The organism is Acidiferrobacter thiooxydans, assembly GCF_003333315.1.
Lineage (GTDB): Bacteria > Pseudomonadota > Gammaproteobacteria > Acidiferrobacterales > Acidiferrobacteraceae > Acidiferrobacter > Acidiferrobacter thiooxydans.
In genome coordinates, this window is record NZ_PSYR01000002.1 from 1,413,843 (window position 1) to 1,429,771 (window position 15,929).

General features: G+C 65.1%; 16 protein-coding genes. 6 read left to right on the forward strand and 10 right to left on the reverse strand.

Features of this window, described 5'->3' with window-relative positions:
- Positions 1 to 24: 24 nt before the first annotated feature.
- Positions 25 to 564, reverse strand: coding sequence for a hypothetical protein (locus tag C4900_RS13895; RefSeq protein ID WP_147267196.1), 540 nt, complete (start codon positions 562 to 564; stop codon positions 25 to 27).
- Positions 565 to 921: 357 nt separating this feature from the next.
- Entirely contained in the window at positions 922 to 1,668 is a 747-nt protein-coding gene (locus C4900_RS17005; protein ID WP_083995599.1) for a pilin, read from the reverse strand.
- A gap of 774 nt (positions 1,669 to 2,442) precedes the next feature.
- Between C4900_RS17005 and C4900_RS16430 the strand changes: the two genes are divergently transcribed.
- From C4900_RS16430 to C4900_RS17010, 4 genes are all read left to right on the forward strand, one after another.
- On the forward strand, positions 2,443 to 2,694 hold the full coding sequence (locus C4900_RS16430; RefSeq protein ID WP_211306974.1) for a S49 family peptidase domain-containing protein: 252 nt from the start codon (positions 2,443 to 2,445) through the stop codon (positions 2,692 to 2,694).
- Positions 2,682 to 3,236: a S49 family peptidase gene (locus C4900_RS13910; protein ID WP_211306975.1), complete on the forward strand. Its 555-nt coding sequence runs from the start codon at positions 2,682 to 2,684 to the stop codon at positions 3,234 to 3,236. The genes C4900_RS16430 and C4900_RS13910 overlap by 13 nt, the downstream gene beginning before the upstream one ends.
- 747 nt (positions 3,237 to 3,983) lie before the next feature.
- Entirely contained in the window at positions 3,984 to 4,259 is a 276-nt protein-coding gene (locus C4900_RS13915) for a site-specific integrase (RefSeq protein ID WP_065968808.1), read from the forward strand.
- A gap of 260 nt (positions 4,260 to 4,519) precedes the next feature.
- Complete coding sequence (locus C4900_RS17010; protein WP_114283557.1) at positions 4,520 to 5,209, forward strand: prepilin-type N-terminal cleavage/methylation domain-containing protein; 690 nt, start codon at positions 4,520 to 4,522, stop codon at positions 5,207 to 5,209.
- A 74-nt stretch (positions 5,210 to 5,283) separates the two neighbouring features.
- Here C4900_RS17010 and C4900_RS13925 read toward each other — a convergent pair whose 3' ends face one another.
- Together C4900_RS13925 and C4900_RS13930 are read right to left on the reverse strand one after the other, a co-directional pair.
- The gene (locus C4900_RS13925) at positions 5,284 to 5,946 is read right to left on the reverse strand and encodes a hypothetical protein (protein WP_114283281.1); all 663 of its coding nucleotides are present in this window, start codon (positions 5,944 to 5,946) and stop codon (positions 5,284 to 5,286) included.
- Between the two features lie 133 nt (positions 5,947 to 6,079).
- Entirely contained in the window at positions 6,080 to 6,835 is a 756-nt protein-coding gene (locus C4900_RS13930; protein WP_170132547.1) for an EAL domain-containing protein, read from the reverse strand.
- A gap of 741 nt (positions 6,836 to 7,576) precedes the next feature.
- Here C4900_RS13930 and C4900_RS13935 point away from each other — a divergent pair.
- Positions 7,577 to 7,903, forward strand: a complete 327-nt coding sequence (locus C4900_RS13935; protein WP_065971198.1) for a hypothetical protein — start codon at positions 7,577 to 7,579, stop codon at positions 7,901 to 7,903.
- Between the two features lie 400 nt (positions 7,904 to 8,303).
- Positions 8,304 to 8,825: a phosphate-starvation-inducible PsiE family protein gene (locus C4900_RS13940; protein WP_065971196.1), complete on the forward strand. Its 522-nt coding sequence runs from the start codon at positions 8,304 to 8,306 to the stop codon at positions 8,823 to 8,825.
- Positions 8,826 to 8,939: 114 nt separating this feature from the next.
- Here C4900_RS13940 and C4900_RS13945 read toward each other — a convergent pair whose 3' ends face one another.
- The 6 genes from C4900_RS13945 to cysD are packed head-to-tail and all read right to left on the reverse strand — an operon-like array spanning position 8,940 to position 15,809.
- Positions 8,940 to 9,578, reverse strand: coding sequence for a peroxiredoxin (locus C4900_RS13945; protein ID WP_065971195.1), 639 nt, complete (start codon positions 9,576 to 9,578; stop codon positions 8,940 to 8,942).
- Positions 9,579 to 9,606: 28 nt separating this feature from the next.
- Positions 9,607 to 11,298, reverse strand: coding sequence for an NADPH-dependent assimilatory sulfite reductase hemoprotein subunit (locus C4900_RS13950; RefSeq protein WP_114283284.1), 1,692 nt, complete (start codon positions 11,296 to 11,298; stop codon positions 9,607 to 9,609).
- Between the two features lie 27 nt (positions 11,299 to 11,325).
- On the reverse strand, positions 11,326 to 13,101 hold the full coding sequence (locus C4900_RS13955) for a diflavin oxidoreductase (protein ID WP_114283285.1): 1,776 nt from the start codon (positions 13,099 to 13,101) through the stop codon (positions 11,326 to 11,328).
- Positions 13,102 to 13,126: 25 nt separating this feature from the next.
- Positions 13,127 to 13,450, reverse strand: coding sequence for an SAM-dependent methyltransferase (locus C4900_RS13960; protein WP_114283286.1), 324 nt, complete (start codon positions 13,448 to 13,450; stop codon positions 13,127 to 13,129).
- Positions 13,447 to 14,793, reverse strand: a complete 1,347-nt coding sequence (locus C4900_RS13965; RefSeq protein WP_083995956.1) for a sulfate adenylyltransferase subunit 1 — start codon at positions 14,791 to 14,793, stop codon at positions 13,447 to 13,449. The genes C4900_RS13960 and C4900_RS13965 overlap by 4 nt, the downstream gene beginning before the upstream one ends.
- Entirely contained in the window at positions 14,793 to 15,809 is a 1,017-nt protein-coding gene (cysD, locus tag C4900_RS13970; RefSeq protein ID WP_083995954.1) for a sulfate adenylyltransferase subunit CysD, read from the reverse strand. The genes C4900_RS13965 and cysD overlap by 1 nt, the downstream gene beginning before the upstream one ends.
- Between the last annotated feature and the right edge of the window lie 120 nt (positions 15,810 to 15,929).

Sequence of the window (15,929 nt, forward strand, 5' to 3'; positions counted from 1 at the left end):
ACGCGCCCGAACTTGTGGGCGGGATCAGTGCGCGAGGGTGAACTCCAGGACCCCAAAACCCACAGACATCAGCGTCACAATGAGCCCGCCCAGCCGAACCATCAGGCGTAACTCCATGCCGGAAAGGTGTAGCTCAATGCCGGATAAGCGCGTATCCATTTTGGATAAGCGCGCATCGAGTTCGGAAAGGCGTCGCTCGATGCCGGATAAGCGCGTATCCATTTCCGAAAGGCGTCGCTCGATGCCGGATAAGCGCGTATCCATTTCCGAAAGGCGTAGCTCCACGCCGGAAAGGCGTGTATCCATTTCGGAAAGGCGTCGCTCCACGCCGGAAAGGCGTGTATCCATTTCCGAAAGGCGTCGCTCCACGCCGGAAAGGCGCACATCCATGCCCGCGACATGGTTTGCGAGATCATCTATTCGTTCCCGAAGCGCCGCGATGTCGCCCTTGGTCGCGAACCCGCGCTCTGACATATCCAGGAACACAGACATATGGGCTGCGGCCTGCGCCTCGGGGACGCCGGCCTGGGTCAGACGCTTGACGAGCGTATAGGTATCCAACATGTTCGCGCCCATGGCGATAGTACCCCCATTGTACCACCGGATTGCGGGCGCACGCATTGGCCCGCAAGGCCGCCATACTACAAAGGGCGCACGCCTCCTACCATCCGGAAATTCCCGGGGCATCGGCCTTGTCGCCATGGCGCACACCTCCCAGGAGACCCCAATCCTACGGGTTCGGCCGCTGGCGCAAGTCGTGATCGGAAAGGATTGGTGATCGCCGTTGCATCATGGGTCGGTGGTGGCCCCTGAGTGGCAGTATGCGGACACGCCCATTCGCGGGGGCGTGGGATGCGCGCCCACGGCGCCGGCGACGGCCCACCCAACGATACCGTCGCACCCTACCGGAAGGTGCGACGTCTAGGGCGTAATGGATCCGTTGGAGCCGACTTCGGCATAACAGGCCGTCACACCCGACAGACAGGGGCTCACGGTATGCCCAGTGCTGTCGGCCACCGGAAGCGGTGCGCTCGACCCATTGGCCACGATGGCATTAATGATGTCCTGGCCCAGGGGCGCATCGTTCCCGCAGGTACGGCCCACCCCGACACTGAGATACACCGAGCGCGTGATACCGGGATTGATCCAGGCACCCGTGGCCGTTGCCGGCGCCTTGGGCCCTTCGCCCACGACATCCACCTCCCCGCAATATGCAGGCACGGTAAACGTGGTGCCACTCGACCCGATATAGGCAAAATTGATGGGAGAGGCCCCGCCGGTCGTGGCAAAGGCCGCGGGGTCCATCAAGCGATCGCTCAGGACGGGGACCCCCGACCCCGAGGCCGGGGCGGCCGCCGGCACCCCCTGCGTGTTCCCGAGGGCAATCAAGGTGGCCTGTCCGGCCTGCGCGCCCGACATGGCATCGGCCACCGCGCTGATCGCCGCGTGGAAATCCTCGGCCACATCCTGGGCCCTGGCGACTGCGGTGTAGCGCTCGTACACCGGCACGGCGATCGCTGCCAGGACACTGATGATGGCAATCACGACCATCGCCTCGATCAAGGTAAAGCCCGCGCCCCGCGCGCCCGCCCGCGGGTTCCCACTCATCACGACCATAAGCCCCCACGCCCCAGTGCGCCGGTTCACAATGACCGGCTTTATGGCCATGGCCTTGCAGGATTCATGCTAGACCCCGGACCGTCTGCGCCCACACGCAGGAGTCTCCCTATAGAACAAAGGGATAGGAACGATTTGCACAGCCCGTGGAAGGCATGCGCCAGACACCGTCCCTGGTCGCCAAGGCCGCGGCGGGGCAGCCGCGAGCCCGGCGGGTGACGGCCAAGGGCCAGCAGCGGTCGGGCGGCAACGGCACGCGCTGCAGGACCGGCCATTTTCGCAAGGCTTCGCGAATCGATGAACCGCGAGACCCGAACCCATCGATGGCGGGGCCTGTCGGCTATCGCCCGCGATCAACCGCCGAGCCGCCGGACAGTGTCGGCACATGGATAATCCCAATCCTTGATGCGGGCGGCCACGGCGCTCTTTATCCGTCCATCACCGCCATCGCCTCCCGCAGGGCCCGCGGGAGGCTTGCTCACACGCTTGCCTGTCGTCTTTATGATCCGCCCCCGATTGATGGGGGCGATCACCGCTGCGATCGTAGAAGGCTTGAGGCCTCGACGCCCCGTTTGCGGTCACGGTGGGTAGGCTGAACCGTGTGTCCCGGCCGGGAGACGCGGCCGTGCGTCCCGGCCGCTTCCGGCGGTTCGGGGCGGCCGCTCACATCCCGGGCCCGAATCGGCGGCGTGGCACGTTGGACACGCACGACAACATCGGGCGTCATGCGCCCCGCGCGGCATCCAGGACGCAGGGCGGATGACCAAGCCTTGCGGTCCGCTCGGGCCCTTCAGGTCACTTCAGCGATCGGGTACACTCGCTGGCATGAGCCTTCTTTTCTGGCGCGCGCCGCGCATTCCGGTCTTGTCGCTTCGCGGTATCATCGCGGCCAAGCCCTATGCCATAAGCCTCGCCGCCTATCGCGAGCCGATCGAGCGGGCCGTGGCGCTCGCCAAGCCCCGCAAACGCCTGATCCTTTCGATCGAGAGCCCCGGGGGTCACCGGTCCAGTCGGACCTTGTCGCAAGCTTCATCCGGGAGCGCGCGCAGGAGCAGGACGTCAAGGTGCTCGCCGTGATAGGGGACGTGGGGGCCTCCGGGGGCTACTGGATCGCGTGCGCGGCCGATGAGATCTATGCGAACCGCATGAGCATTGTGGGTTCTATCGGGGTCATTGGTGGTGGATTTGGCTTCGCCGAATTCATCGCCCGTCACGGCATCGAGCGGCGTATCTATACAGCGGGTGAACATAAGTCACGCCTCGACCCGTTCCGCCCGGAGCAGGCCGACGATATCCTCTTTACCAAGGGGCTTCTCACCGACATGCACGCCGAGTTCAAGGACTGGGTGCGCACCCGGCGGGGCAGCCGCCTGGGACCCGAACCCGAGGTGTTCGATGGCTCCTACATGTTGGGGAGCAAGGGCAAGACCCTGGGTCTCATAGACGGCTTTGCGAGCGTCGACTCGCTGGTGCGCGAGATCGGTGGTAAGCGCGCCCGGCCCGTCGTACTCGGTCCCAAGCGCCCACGAGGTTTCATGCGTCTCCTGGGGCAGAGCGCCCTGGAGGCCGCCTTCGACGTGGCAGACGACCGCCTCGCTCACCCGCGCCTGCGGTTGTAGCACGCCGCGCACGGCGAGTGCCCGTAAGTCCTCACACACAATCCCAGACCGCCCTCCCTCGCCTCGTCCGTGCAAGTGCCGAGGCCCGCGGACCCCTGGAAGGCCTGACGGAAAGTGACAAAGTGCCTTTATGCGTCAGGCACAGGCCAAGGAAGTGACGTTTTTCGTCACCTCCTGACCCACCTCGTTCGGGAGTGTCTTAAATACCGCCGATCGGCCCAATGCTACGCCTCGTTCCGAGGCCCTTCGCCACCCCTTCGTACCATAAAGGACCTACAGGATTCGTGCCAACAGCTATCTTATGATCGGCCGTGGCGGGTGGGAACCGGACAGAATTCCCTCTGAGGTAAGCCGAGCCAATACTTATAAAACAATGCGTTATAGCGTATTCGCCTGCTTATTATCTGGGCAAATCGCTTTTTGTCCCCACCCTGCTCCACTGAATAAATCTGCCAATCCAAATAAAGGGGCGATACATGGAGACGGCCACTACCCAAACGCGCAGGGACCGGCCGCTGTGAGTCTAAAGAGCAGCGCCCTCAAGGCCTGGCGTGAGGACGGCATCACATCTTGTGCATTGTCCCCCTATTCGTGGCCACGACCGGGTCCTCGCCGGCGACCAGCGGGTAAGGCGCGGATTCAAGCCCGGGACCATCGTGCGTGACTTCGCTATTCTTTCGCCCGTCTTTACCGTGGCGCGCTGGGGGTTGGGTAGGGAGTCCTCGGAGAATCGTATCCGCGATACCCATGTCGCGCATGGATAATGCCCGTAACCGCCATCCCGGCCATCGCGTCTGGGCCCCCCGCGCGCGCGGAATCACCGCCATCCTCAAGAAAATGTGCGCGGCGACCGGCATCAAAGGCCTGCGGTTCCCTGACCTTCGCCACAAGGCCCCGTCGCGACTCTTCGAGAAGGGGCTTGGAATCATGGAGCTCAAGGAGATTGCCGCTCACAGGGGCTTCACGCACCCCCCGCGCTACGCCCCCCTGCGGGCCGAGGGCCTGGTTCCTCGTCGCAACTGACGTTCTGCGTCACATGCCGACCGGCCACCCTCTCGCCCGTTTGAGGTGTCGTCTCGCCGTTTATCGGGCCAATCCTACCGAATCCGACCACCAGTCTTTTTGGGGCCTCCAAGAGACCCTTTATGCCTGAATGGGTTACGGTTCAGTGGTCACCAATCATCAGTTTCTTATGGTCCCGCTTGGTATGAATCCTGCACCTTTTATGCCACGTACACCGTTCATCGTGAACCGGTGCTATTGAGATGCGAGGAGTTATGGCCATGCGTAAACAGAACCCGGTAGTGGCCGGCATTCAGGCCGGCTTTACCTTGATCGAGTTGATGGTGGTGATCGCCATCATCGGCATCTTGGCGGCCATCGCCATACCTCAGTACGAGAAGTACATCGTGACGGCTAAGGCCCAGGACGTGGCCCAGAACTTCCATTCGGCGATCACGGCCGCGACCTCGGCAGTCTCGGCTGCCCAAGCCGGACAATCAACGTTACTTGCGATGAACGTAACACAGGGGACGGCGGTTACGACGCCGCCGACGGCGACTGCAGGCCAGCCGGTACTGAGTTATACAGCTGGGGACCCGGCGGCGAGCGGTACAGCCAACGCATTGACTCCTAATTTCGCCTTTGTGGGTTCCACTGGAACCGCGTTTGCGACCCCCGCATACTGCGGGGAGGTTGATATTGTGGGGCAAGCGCCTGCTGGCACCTACTCGACTCCGGGCGCATGGGTTAATGCCGGTATTACACAGCCGATATTCATAAGTGTGGGGGTGGGAACGACCTGCACTGCCAATACGACGCTCGGCACGGATATCGAGAACGCGGTGGTTGGCGATGGATCAACGTCTACGGCAACCGAAACCGACTCGGCCAACAATCAGGTTGTTGGCTGCACGGGGACCGTGGCGGCTTGTTATGCGGATGTCGGTCCGAACGGTTCGGTCACACCATAAGCTTCACCATCTAAGTGTTGCGAGAGGGCGCGAGGTTTGCGCCCTCTTTTTCTTTTCGGTCTTCTGCGTATTCGTCATGGCCTTACGGGCCTAACCATGACACCCGGTCCCTGAAATCCTTTTTTCTGAAGGTCGGTCTTCATCCATTCGGCAAAGGCCTTTATCTGTAGGATCTTTTCCCGTTCCTCCACCTTAATGTCGGTATGCGATAGCATCTCGAGTTCACGTTCGCATGCGGTCGCAATTCCGTCGGCGGGCAGATAGAACACCGCATGATCCGAGGCCACGTGAAGGCCGTAGACTGTCTCCAGGATCTCGCCCATGCGTATGTAGGCCTTATAAAGCGCGCTCGCGACCGACATGTAGAGATCGAAGACCGAGATGAAGCGGCTTGCGGCTCCAGTGTTGTATCCACCACGCGCATACTGCATCAGCCAGGAATAGGCCACGGTCACGGTAAGGACATCCTTTGCCGAGAGGTGGGCATGGAGCACGGCCGCATGCGTGCGATACATGAGACTCAGGTCGTCTGTGACGGGTGGCGGCTGTCCCGACCGAATAAAGGTCGGCGCCGATACCACTGAACCGCCAATACGGTTGATGCCCACCAGGAGCTCGGTGCGGACAGCCGCAAGGGCTCCAACTATGAGCTGTTGCTCCTGCCTTTTGGCGCGACGCTCTGCGACAAGTCCGGTTACGGCGCCACCCACCCCGGTTCCGATCAGAGACCCGACCATCGCATGCCACCAGCGGCTCTCATGCTATCCGAAAGCAATTGTAGGGGCCTGCGCTAACGGGCATCGTGCATGGCCGTCAATCTACTGCATGAATACGTGTCGCGGTCCGGCCGGACTTCCGGTGCCGGGCGGATCAATCGTGGATCGGCCGCCCGAAATGATAGCCCTGACCCCAGGAGATCCCCAGGGCGGCCACGGCACGGGCGCTGGCCGTCGATTCTATGCCCTCGGCGATCGTGACGATGCCGAGATCTTCGGCGAGGCGGCCGATACTTCGAATCATGGCGTCGACGCGCCTATCGTATCCCACACGGGCAATCAGGGCCTGTTCGATCTTGAGAAAGGAGATGGGGAGATCGGCGAGATACAGAAACGACGAGTAGCCGCTACCAAAATCATCGAGCGCAAGCCGCACCCCAGCCGCAAGCAGTGGATGTAGCATGCCCGCCAGGGCCTGCAGATGCGGGATCAGCTCACGCTCGGTGATTTCGACCACGAGCGAGCGTAGCCGCGGGTCGTCCGTGGCGTCTCGCGTTCCGCAGGTGGCCACCACCCCGGCAAGACGCGCCAGGCGCTCCGGGGCACACAAGAGCGCCGTCGAGATGTTCACGAAATGCAGGCGGGGCGCTAACCCCGCGACGCGACGATCGTGACACCGGGCCAAGGTCTGGGTGAGCACCGCCTCGTCGATCGCGGCCAGCAGGCCGGCGGCGGCCGCGGTCTCGATGAAGGCGCCCGCCGGTACCAGCGTCCCATCGAGGGTGACCCAGCGGGCCAGGGCCTCCTCGGCCACGATGGCGCCGGTATCCAGGGCGACGATGGGTTGATAAGCCGCCTGGATACGCCCCTCTGCCAACGCCGCTTGCAGAGATGCTGGCGATGGACTCACACCCGGCTCATGCGAGGTGAACGCCGGGGTGCAAGCAGGCCACGAGGCACCCGGCCGCTTGATGACTGGCTTCTTGCTTTCCGGCATGCACACACTCCCTGGGCGCTTTACGCGCTTCTCGCCAAAAACCATAGACCCTTTCACACGGTGCCTCAAGTAGCGGATCCCGGATGAGATTGACGCAAACGGGGGGCACGCCCCATATCAAGGGCTGCGACGCGCAAAGACGCCCTGCGCAAGCGCCCTTTAAGGAGATATCGGGTGTTTTTCACGGAAATGGAATTTCGCCAGTTGGCGCACCCCACAAGCATCGGAGTCTGTCCGCGCTGTGGGGGGCGCGTGGAGCGTTGCGATCTGGGAGTACGGCCGGCAATCGACCCCCCCCAAGCCCGCATTCAGCTAGACGCTGGGTCCTGGTGCGCTGCACCCGCTGCCCTACGCGTCGCGAGGGGCCTTGCGGATGAGGGGTTCGGATGGGTCGATGACACCGGAGTCCACGGCATCGCACGGGCCGGGATGATGGATCGCCATTGCGGGACCACCGATGCCTAAAACGCGCTTTCGCACCGGCCCGGTAGATCTCGCGCCCCGGTAGGCGCGCATCCGCACCCGGAGATGGGGCTTTGGGCGATGTCCGGGTAAGCCCCTCCTATGGTCCGCAGGCCGCCGCTGGCCCCCGGCACGGGGGCGGCGTAGCATCATCGAAGACCCTGGGCCCTTCTCAGGTTGGAGGTACAGACGATGAACACATCATCCAAGCTATCCCGGCGGAAGTGGCTGAAGACCGTGGCCACCGCGGCTACGGGAATCGCCGCGTTGCCGTTCCTGGCGAGTACCGCCCAGGCCGCTCCCGCCAAGCTCACGAAGGCCATGGCGCATTACCAGGACCAGCCCCATGACGGCAAGATGTGCGCCAGGTGCAAGCACTTCATCCCGGCGGGGGGCAAGGCCGGACATGGCATGATGGGGGGCGCCATGGGTCCTGGCATGATGCACGCGGGACTCTGCCAGGTGGTCCAGGGGCCTGTCAGCCCGCGCGGCTACTGCCTTCTCTACCTGCCTCTCTGAACACAAAGGACCCGGGACGCCGTGACCACCCGTGCCGTCGCTCCCGCACACAGGACCCCGCCGCGACGGCACGGCGGGATATCGGCGCCGATGGGTCCCTAACGCGCGCGCCCTAGGGCGTTTCTATAGAGGCGTAAAGTGCGCCCTCCACGCCCTTTGTGACATGCCGCGATTCGTGGCGAACCCCCGCCAGACCCAAGCGCCCCGGCGCCACCTCGATCCCCGGTCGATTGCAATACCATGCGGGCCTGGCCTTACCCCCAGACGGACCCTTGCCAGGATGCGAGTCGTGCCGGCCTGGGAACATGCTAGACTCTACAAGAAACGCCGGGGTCCGCGAGATCACGACAAGCGCCGCGGACGCGGAGGCAAGGACGGCGAAACAGCGTAGGTATCTCTTATGACAGAACACCAAACGCCGGCGAATAGCCCCCCGAGCGCCTCGCTCTCGTCGGCGCGCCTGCGCGTCATCCGCTTCCAGGGACGGCTCCTGGACGGCATGATCATCACCCTGATCTTCATCATGCTCGCCACCCTGTTGGGTGCGATCGCGGGCCTCGTCTTCGACTACTTCGCCGCCATCAAACTTCTGATCGAGGCGGTTCAGGGTATGGGTACGATGGCCTCTCACGATCTCGTGAAGGCCACCGGCCAACACCTGGTGTCGGACGTGCTGTCGGTGTTCATCCTGATCGAGCTCTTTCGGAGCTTCACGGATTACCTGGAGTTCCATCGCATCCGTCTCCAGGTGCTAGCCGAGGTCGGCTTCGTGTTCGTGCTGCGCGAGGTGTTCGTGGGGCTCTATGCCCATCACTTGAACTGGCGCGACCTCCTCGCCCTCGGGCTACTGCTCGCGATATTGGGCGGCACACGGGTGCTGGCGACCCGGTTCTCGCCGCGCCCCCACTCATCCCACCACTGACGGTTTTGTTCATGATGGGGCCAGGCGGCCTTAAGCCAGCGGGCCGATGATGGCCCTTTGGGGATGCAGCCCGCACGTCTTCCCATAAGCGCCTTTTAATGGCGCCCGGTACCGTCAGGGCTTGGGTTGCGGCGCCCAGCGCAGATAGGGGCGCAGCTCCCGATAGCCTGCCGGGAAGGCCTGGCGCAAGGCCTCCGGATCCTTCAATGAAGGCACGATGACGCATTCGCCACCATTCTGCCAGTTCACGGGCGTCGCTACCGGATGGCAGTCGGTGAGCTGCAGGGAATCGATCACCCGCAGGATCTCCGCGAAGTTGCGGCCGGTGCTCGCGGGATAGGTGATGGTGGCGCGGATCTTCTTGTCGGGGTCGATGAAAAATACCGAACGCACGGTGGCGGCGGTACTCGCATGCGGATGGATCATGCCGTAGAGCGCCGCGACCTTGCGGTCAGGATCGGCGATGATCGGAAACAACACGCGCACGCCCTGGGTGTCGTTGATATCGTGGATCCAGTCCTTGTGGGAATCGACCGGGTCCACCGACAGCGCCGCGACCTTGACGCCGCGGCGCGCGAATTCGGGCATGAGCCGCGCGGTCTCGCCGAGTTCCGTGGTGCATACCGGGGTGTAATCTGCGGGATGCGAAAACAAAAGGCCCCAGTCATCGCCGAGCCAGTTATGGAACGATAGCGGCCCGAGGGTGGACTCCTGCAGGAAATCCGGTGCGATATCGCCGATAGATAATGTCATGGGTGCATGCTCCTCATCTGGGCAGGTTTCAGGAAACGTCGGGCATCGTGATGTGCCCGGCGCGGATCACGAAATCGCCGAAGCGCTCGGCCGGATAACGATACATGGCGTAGTCGGTGAGAAGCGGCGTGAGCACCGCGACCGCCTCATCCAACGAGAGATCCCCTCGATAGGGCGCATTCAGGCGCTCACCCGCGAATCCGCCGCCCAGGTAGAGCTGGTAGCGACCGGGGCCCTTGCCGACGAGCCCGATCTCGGCAAGCCTCGGGCGCGCGCACCCGTTGGGGCAGCCGGACAGGCGCACGGAGATCGCCTCGTGATCGAGTCCGAGCGATCCCAAAACCGCTTCCAGACGCGCCAGGAGCCCGGGCAGGGCGCGCTCCGCCTCGGCCATGGCAAGCCCACAGGTCGGCAGGGCGACGCAGGCGATGGCGTCGCGACGCACACCCTTTGGCGTAGCCGGCCAGGTCACGCCATGCTCGGCGAGCCGGTCCTCGATGACGGCTCGCTGGGCGCGACTCACCCCGGCGATCGTGAGATTCTGGTTGGGGGTCAGGCGAAAGTCGCCTTCATGGATGCGCGCGACCTCGGCGAGTGCGGTCAAGAGGCGCGATGCGCCCTCGTCATGGACGCGGCCGGCGAGCACCCGCAGCGTGAGATGTGAGCGCCCCTCGCCGTCCTCGACCCATCCGAGACGGTCGCCGCGGGTCGTGAAGCGATAGTCGCGGGCCGGACTCAGGGCATATCCGAGGCGACCGGCGAGTTCCGTCCTGAGCCACGCAAGCCCGCGGTCATCGATCGTGTATTTGAGGCGCGCGTGCCGCCGATTCGTGCGATCGCCGGCGTCGCGCTGGATGCGCAGCAGCTGTTCGGCGACCGCCAGGACCTGCCCGGGTTCACAGAATCCGATGACGTCCGCGAGTCGTGGGTAGGTCGCCCGATCGCCGTGCGTGGCCCCCATGCCGCCGCCCACGGCCACGTTGAAGCCCGCCAGGCGATCGCCCTCGACGATGGCGATGAACCCCAGGTCCTGCGCCAGGACATCCACGTCATTGGTCGGCGGCACGGCGATGCCGATCTTGAACTTGCGTGGCAGATAGGTAGGGCCGTACAAGGGCTCGTCCTCCGCACCCGCCCCCTCCCCTGGTGGCTCATCCCACCAGATCTCGCAGTAGGCGCCGGTGCGCGGCAGGAACGCGGTACTGAGCGCAGAGGCCAGATCGCTGATCTGGCGATGGACGGCGGAGGTCGCCGGATGGTTATGGCAGATCACATTGCGATTCACATCCCCGCAGGCGGCGATGCTGTCGAGGCCAAGCGCGCCCAAGCCCGCCATCAAGGGCTTTAGGCGGGGCTTCAAGACACCATGAAACTGCACGGTCTGGCGCGTGGTGATACGCAACGCACCCAAGGCCTGTGCGCGCGCCAACAGAGTAAGCCCGTGCCACTGCGCGGGCGTGCACACGCCCCCGGGCATGCGCACGCGCACCATGAAGCTGTGCGCGGGCTCCAGTCTCTGCGCGTGGCGCTCGATGCGCACGTCGCGATCATCCTGGCCGTAGGCGCCGTGAAACTTGAGAAGCTTGGCATCGGCCGCGTCCAGGGCGCCGGTCACGAGATCGGAGAGACTCTCCATGATCGTGCCGCGCAACCGTCGGCTCTGCGCCTTCAGGGTCTCCTCCTCCGTCACTGGGTGGTCCACGGAACGCGACTTCGTCATGCAGGCTTTCCTTGACAATACGGTCGATCAATAAAGATCGCGCTGATAACGGCCCTCGGCCATCAATGCGCGCAGATAATCCGCGGCCCTCTCGCGGCCACCTGGCCGCGCGCGCTCCACGATCGTAAGCAGCGCGGCGTGGACACCTTCGCCCATGCCGCGCGCGTCGCCACAGACGTACAGATGGCCGCCCTCGGCCAACCAGGCATAGACCTCCCGGGACGCCGCCAGCAGACGGTGCTGCACGTATTCCTTCCGCGGGGCGTCGCGCGAAAACACCGCGTCGAGCCTCTGCAACACCCCCTTGCGGCGGTAATCCAGCCATTCGCGCTGATAGAGAAAGTCGCTGTGAAACTGCCGGTCACCGACGATGAGCCAGTGGGCGCCGGTCGCCCCGAGGAGCGCGCGCTCCTCCAGGAATGCCCGGAACGGGGCGACACCGGTGCCGGCGCCCACCATCAGGATCGGCGTCGCCGGGTCCGCGGGCAGCCGAAAGCGCTCGTTGACATGGACAGTGACCGGCACCTCCGCCCCGCTTACCACGCGCTCGGCAAGCCAGTTCGAGGCCACACCCCGATGTACGCGGCCACGGCACTCATAGCGCACCACCCCCACCGTCAGATGGACATGGTCGGGATCGGCGCGCCCGCTCGAGGCGATGGAATAGAGGCGCGGCGCCAAGGGCCGCAGGGCCGACACGAGGTCGGCCGCGGAAAGCCCCTTCACCGGGAATTCGCGCATCACATCGCTCATGTCCCGATCGGCACCATAAGCCTTGAGCGCATCCGCTTCTGTGGCCGCGAGCAGCGCCTTCAGGGGCGCGGCGTCGGCCAGCATGGCCCAACGTTCGAGGAACGGCCGGGACAAGGCGCGGATCTCATAATGGCCCTCGAGCGCCGTCGTAAGCTCCCTATCTCCCGAGCGCGCATCGGAAACCCGCTCGCAACCCTGCAACCCGGTGGCCGCGAGGATACTGGCGATAAGCTCCGATTCATTACGCGGCACCACCGCGAGGGCGTCGCCCGGCGCAAAGGTAAGCGGCGCCGTCGGGGCGAGCACTATGTGGCGCACGTCCTTGCTCGACCCGCGTCCGGTTATGCGGATGTTTTCGACGAGCACCGCTGGGCACGGCCGCGCACGGTCGTAGGCCGGCACGGTCGCCACCAGACGGAGCGCCGGGGCAGGCGGCGCTACGACCCCGTCCGCCAGGGCCTCCAGCACCGCATCGCCCCACGCGCGCGCCGTCTGCTCGTAGTCGAGATCGCATTCGCCAAGCCCGTGCAGGCGCGTGGCGCCGAGCGCCGCGAGTCGCGCATCGAGATCGCGACCGGTCTGGCAAAAGCGTTCGTAGCCGCGATCGCCGAGGGCCAACACCGCGTAACGGAGGTCTGCGAGCCGCGGGGCGCGCTCACCCATCACGAAGGCATGGAAGGCCTGCGCGGCATCAGGCGGCTCGCCCTCGCCGTAGGTGCTGACGACGATGAGCACCACCCGCTCGCGCCCTAGGCGCGCGCCCGGATAGGCCCCGAGGCTGTCAATGCGTGCGGCAAGCCCACGCCCGGCAAGGCGCGCGTGCAGGTCGCGGGCGACGCGCTCTGCGTTGCCGGTCTGGGAGCCATGGAGCACCATGACCTCGGGTGCCGGCGCCGCGGCCGGGATCGCTTGATCCTCGGCAACAGCCCCGAGGCCGGCCAAGTAGCCGCTCACCCACGCCACCTGCTCGCGCGATAGGCCCTCGACAAGCGCATGCAGGGCGCCGGTCTTGGCCGGACTCAACGGGGTCTTGTGCGCCGAGGTGTTCATGGACCCGGCACCCACGCGCGCGCTGCTAGCAAAACCACGAGCGGCCATAGACGAGAAAGGCGTCCCCTTCATCCTCCCCGTCCCCGAATGCGTCGGCGACTGGCGGCGGGATGAGTGCCTCCGGGATCTCCCCGACCAGGACCAGTGCCAGTGGCGCCCCATCGCGCGCCGCCTCGCGGTCGAGGGCGCCAAGCGTGGTCCTGACACGGCACGCACGCATCACCGCCGCCCAGTCGACGAGGGCCACTGGCGTATCGGCCGTAAACCTCGCGTCCGGCAACGGGGGCGCGACCGTCCCGGCCTGCGGCGCGCTGGCGCTCGATGCCCTCACGAAATAGGCGGTGGTCATGACGCCAGCGCCTCCGGGGCATCCGCCGATCCCTCGATCAGGCCCGCCCCCACCGTGTCGTGCGTAAGCGCATCGATGACGATAAATGACCCGGTGGCGCGGTTGGCGATGTACGTATCCCAGGGTAAGGGGTCTTGCACATGCACGGTGACGCGGCCGATGTCGTTCATGGCAAGCGTCGCCACCCCCGTGTCGCGCTCGAGTGTGGCGATATTCAGGCGATAGTGAGGCCGCGAGAACAGCGCCGATACGGTCTTGGTCCCGTGCTTTATGAGGTAACGCCGGCGACGCAGGCTCATGGGCTCGCTAGAGAGCCAGCAGACGGTGGCCGCGAACGCCTTCGTGACCGCAGGCGGCGAGGGGGCGGCCACGATCATATCGCCGCGCGCCACGTCGACATCGTCTTCCAGATACAGGGTCACCGATTGCGGTGCCTGGGTACGTGCGAGCACGCCATCGTGGGTGTCGATTTCCTCGACGTGCGTGCGCCGTCCCGACGGCAGCACCATGACCTCGTCACCGACCGCCACACCCCCCGAGGCCACGCGCCCCATGTAACCGCGGCGCGCGGCGCGCCCGGGCGCGCCCGGGCGGCTCACCCACTGCACTGGAAACCGGAAGGGCGCCCCGTGCGCACCGCCGACGGCACCCGGAATATCGGCCTGCTCCAGGGCCTCGAGCAAGGTCGGGCCCTCGTACCAGGGGAGATTCCCGCCGCGCTCCACCACCATATCGCCCTTCAGGGCCGACATCGGTATGAACGTGACGCGCGCGAAATGCAGGCGACTTGCGAAGTCCAGGAACTCGTCGCGGATATGGGCGAACGCTGCCTCGCAATAGCCGATCAGATCCATTTTGTTCACGGCCACGACAAGCTGGCGGATACCGACGGTATCGGCTAGGCACGCATGGCGCCGCGACTGCGGCAACCAGTACTTGCAGGCGTCCACCAGCACCACCGCGACATCGGCGTTGGTGGCCCCGGTCACCATGTTGCGCGTGTACTGCTCGTGACCTGGCGTATCGGCGATGATGAATCGCCGCCGCGCCGTCTCAAAGGATCGATAGGCGACATCTATGGTGATGCCCTGTTCGCGCTCGCCCTGCAGACCGTCGGTGACGTGCGATAGATCCAGGTCCTTAAGCCCGCGCCGGGCCGCAGTGCGCGCAAGCGCATCGATATGGTCGTCCATCAAGGCCTTGGCGTCGTGCAGGAGCCGGCCGATCAAGGTGCTCTTGCCGTCGTCGACACTGCCGGCGGTCATGAACCGCAACAGGTCCTTGGGATGGGATTCCGGCGTGTCGAAGCCGGCATTGCTCGCGGCCATCTCAGTCGTTGACATCAGAAATACCCCTCGCGCTTACGAAGCTCCATGGAGGCCTCCGAGACCTGATCGTCGAGACGCGTAGCGCCCCGCTCGGAAACGCGCGCGAGCGCGGTTTCGTGGATGATCTCGCCGACCGTCGCGGCCTTCGAGACGACCGGGCATGTGCAACTCATGTCGCCCACCGTACGAAAGCGCACCGAAAGGGTCTCGCTCACCTCGCCAGGTGCCGGCCGGATGAGATCCGAGACCGGCGCCAGCACCGATCCGCGGCGCACGACCTCGCGCTCATGCGCGAAATAGAGCGAGGGCACGATCAGGTCCTCGCGCGCGATGTAGCGCCACACGTCGATCTCCGTCCAGTTGCTCAAGGGAAACACGCGCATGTGCTGCCCCTTATGGACACGCGTGTTGTACAGGTTCCAGAGCTCGGGGCGCTGGTTGCGTGGGTCCCACTCGCCGAAGACATCGCGAAACGAGAACACCCGCTCCTTGGCGCGCGCCTTCTCCTCATCGCGACGCGCGCCCCCGATGCAGGCGTCGATACCGAGCTCGGAGATGGCATCGAGCAGGGTCACCGACTGAAAGGCATTGCGGCTTGCGGTCGGATCCTTGGCCACCACCCGCCCCGCGCGGATCGAGTCCTCGACGGAGCGCACGAGCAGGCGTTCGCCGATCCCGGCGACATAACGATCACGAAACGCGATGACCTCCGGGAAATTGTGGCCGGTGTCGATATGCAGCAACGGAAACGGGAAGCGCCCGGGACGGAACGCCTTCTCGGCAAGCCGCGCCAGGACGATCGAGTCCTTGCCCCCCGAAAACAGCAGCACCGGATTTGCGAACTCGCCTGCTACCTCACGCAGGATATGGATGGCCTCGCTCTCCAAGGCCTCCAGCGGGTCCGCGGCCGCGCGCGCGGCATCGAAGGCGCGCTTGCGCCGGAAGCCGGGCGCCGGTGACGGCCGTCGACTGAGGTCGCATACAAGCGCCGCGTCGGCATCGTCAACCTTCCTGACTGTGTTGTCCTTCATGTCTCGACTCCTTCGTCCATCATGGCTCGGTTATCCGGGGCGTGACCCCTGGCGCTCCTTGATTCCTCGATCCTCCCACCACCAGCGCCCGGCCCGGACATCCTCGCCGGCGGCCACGGG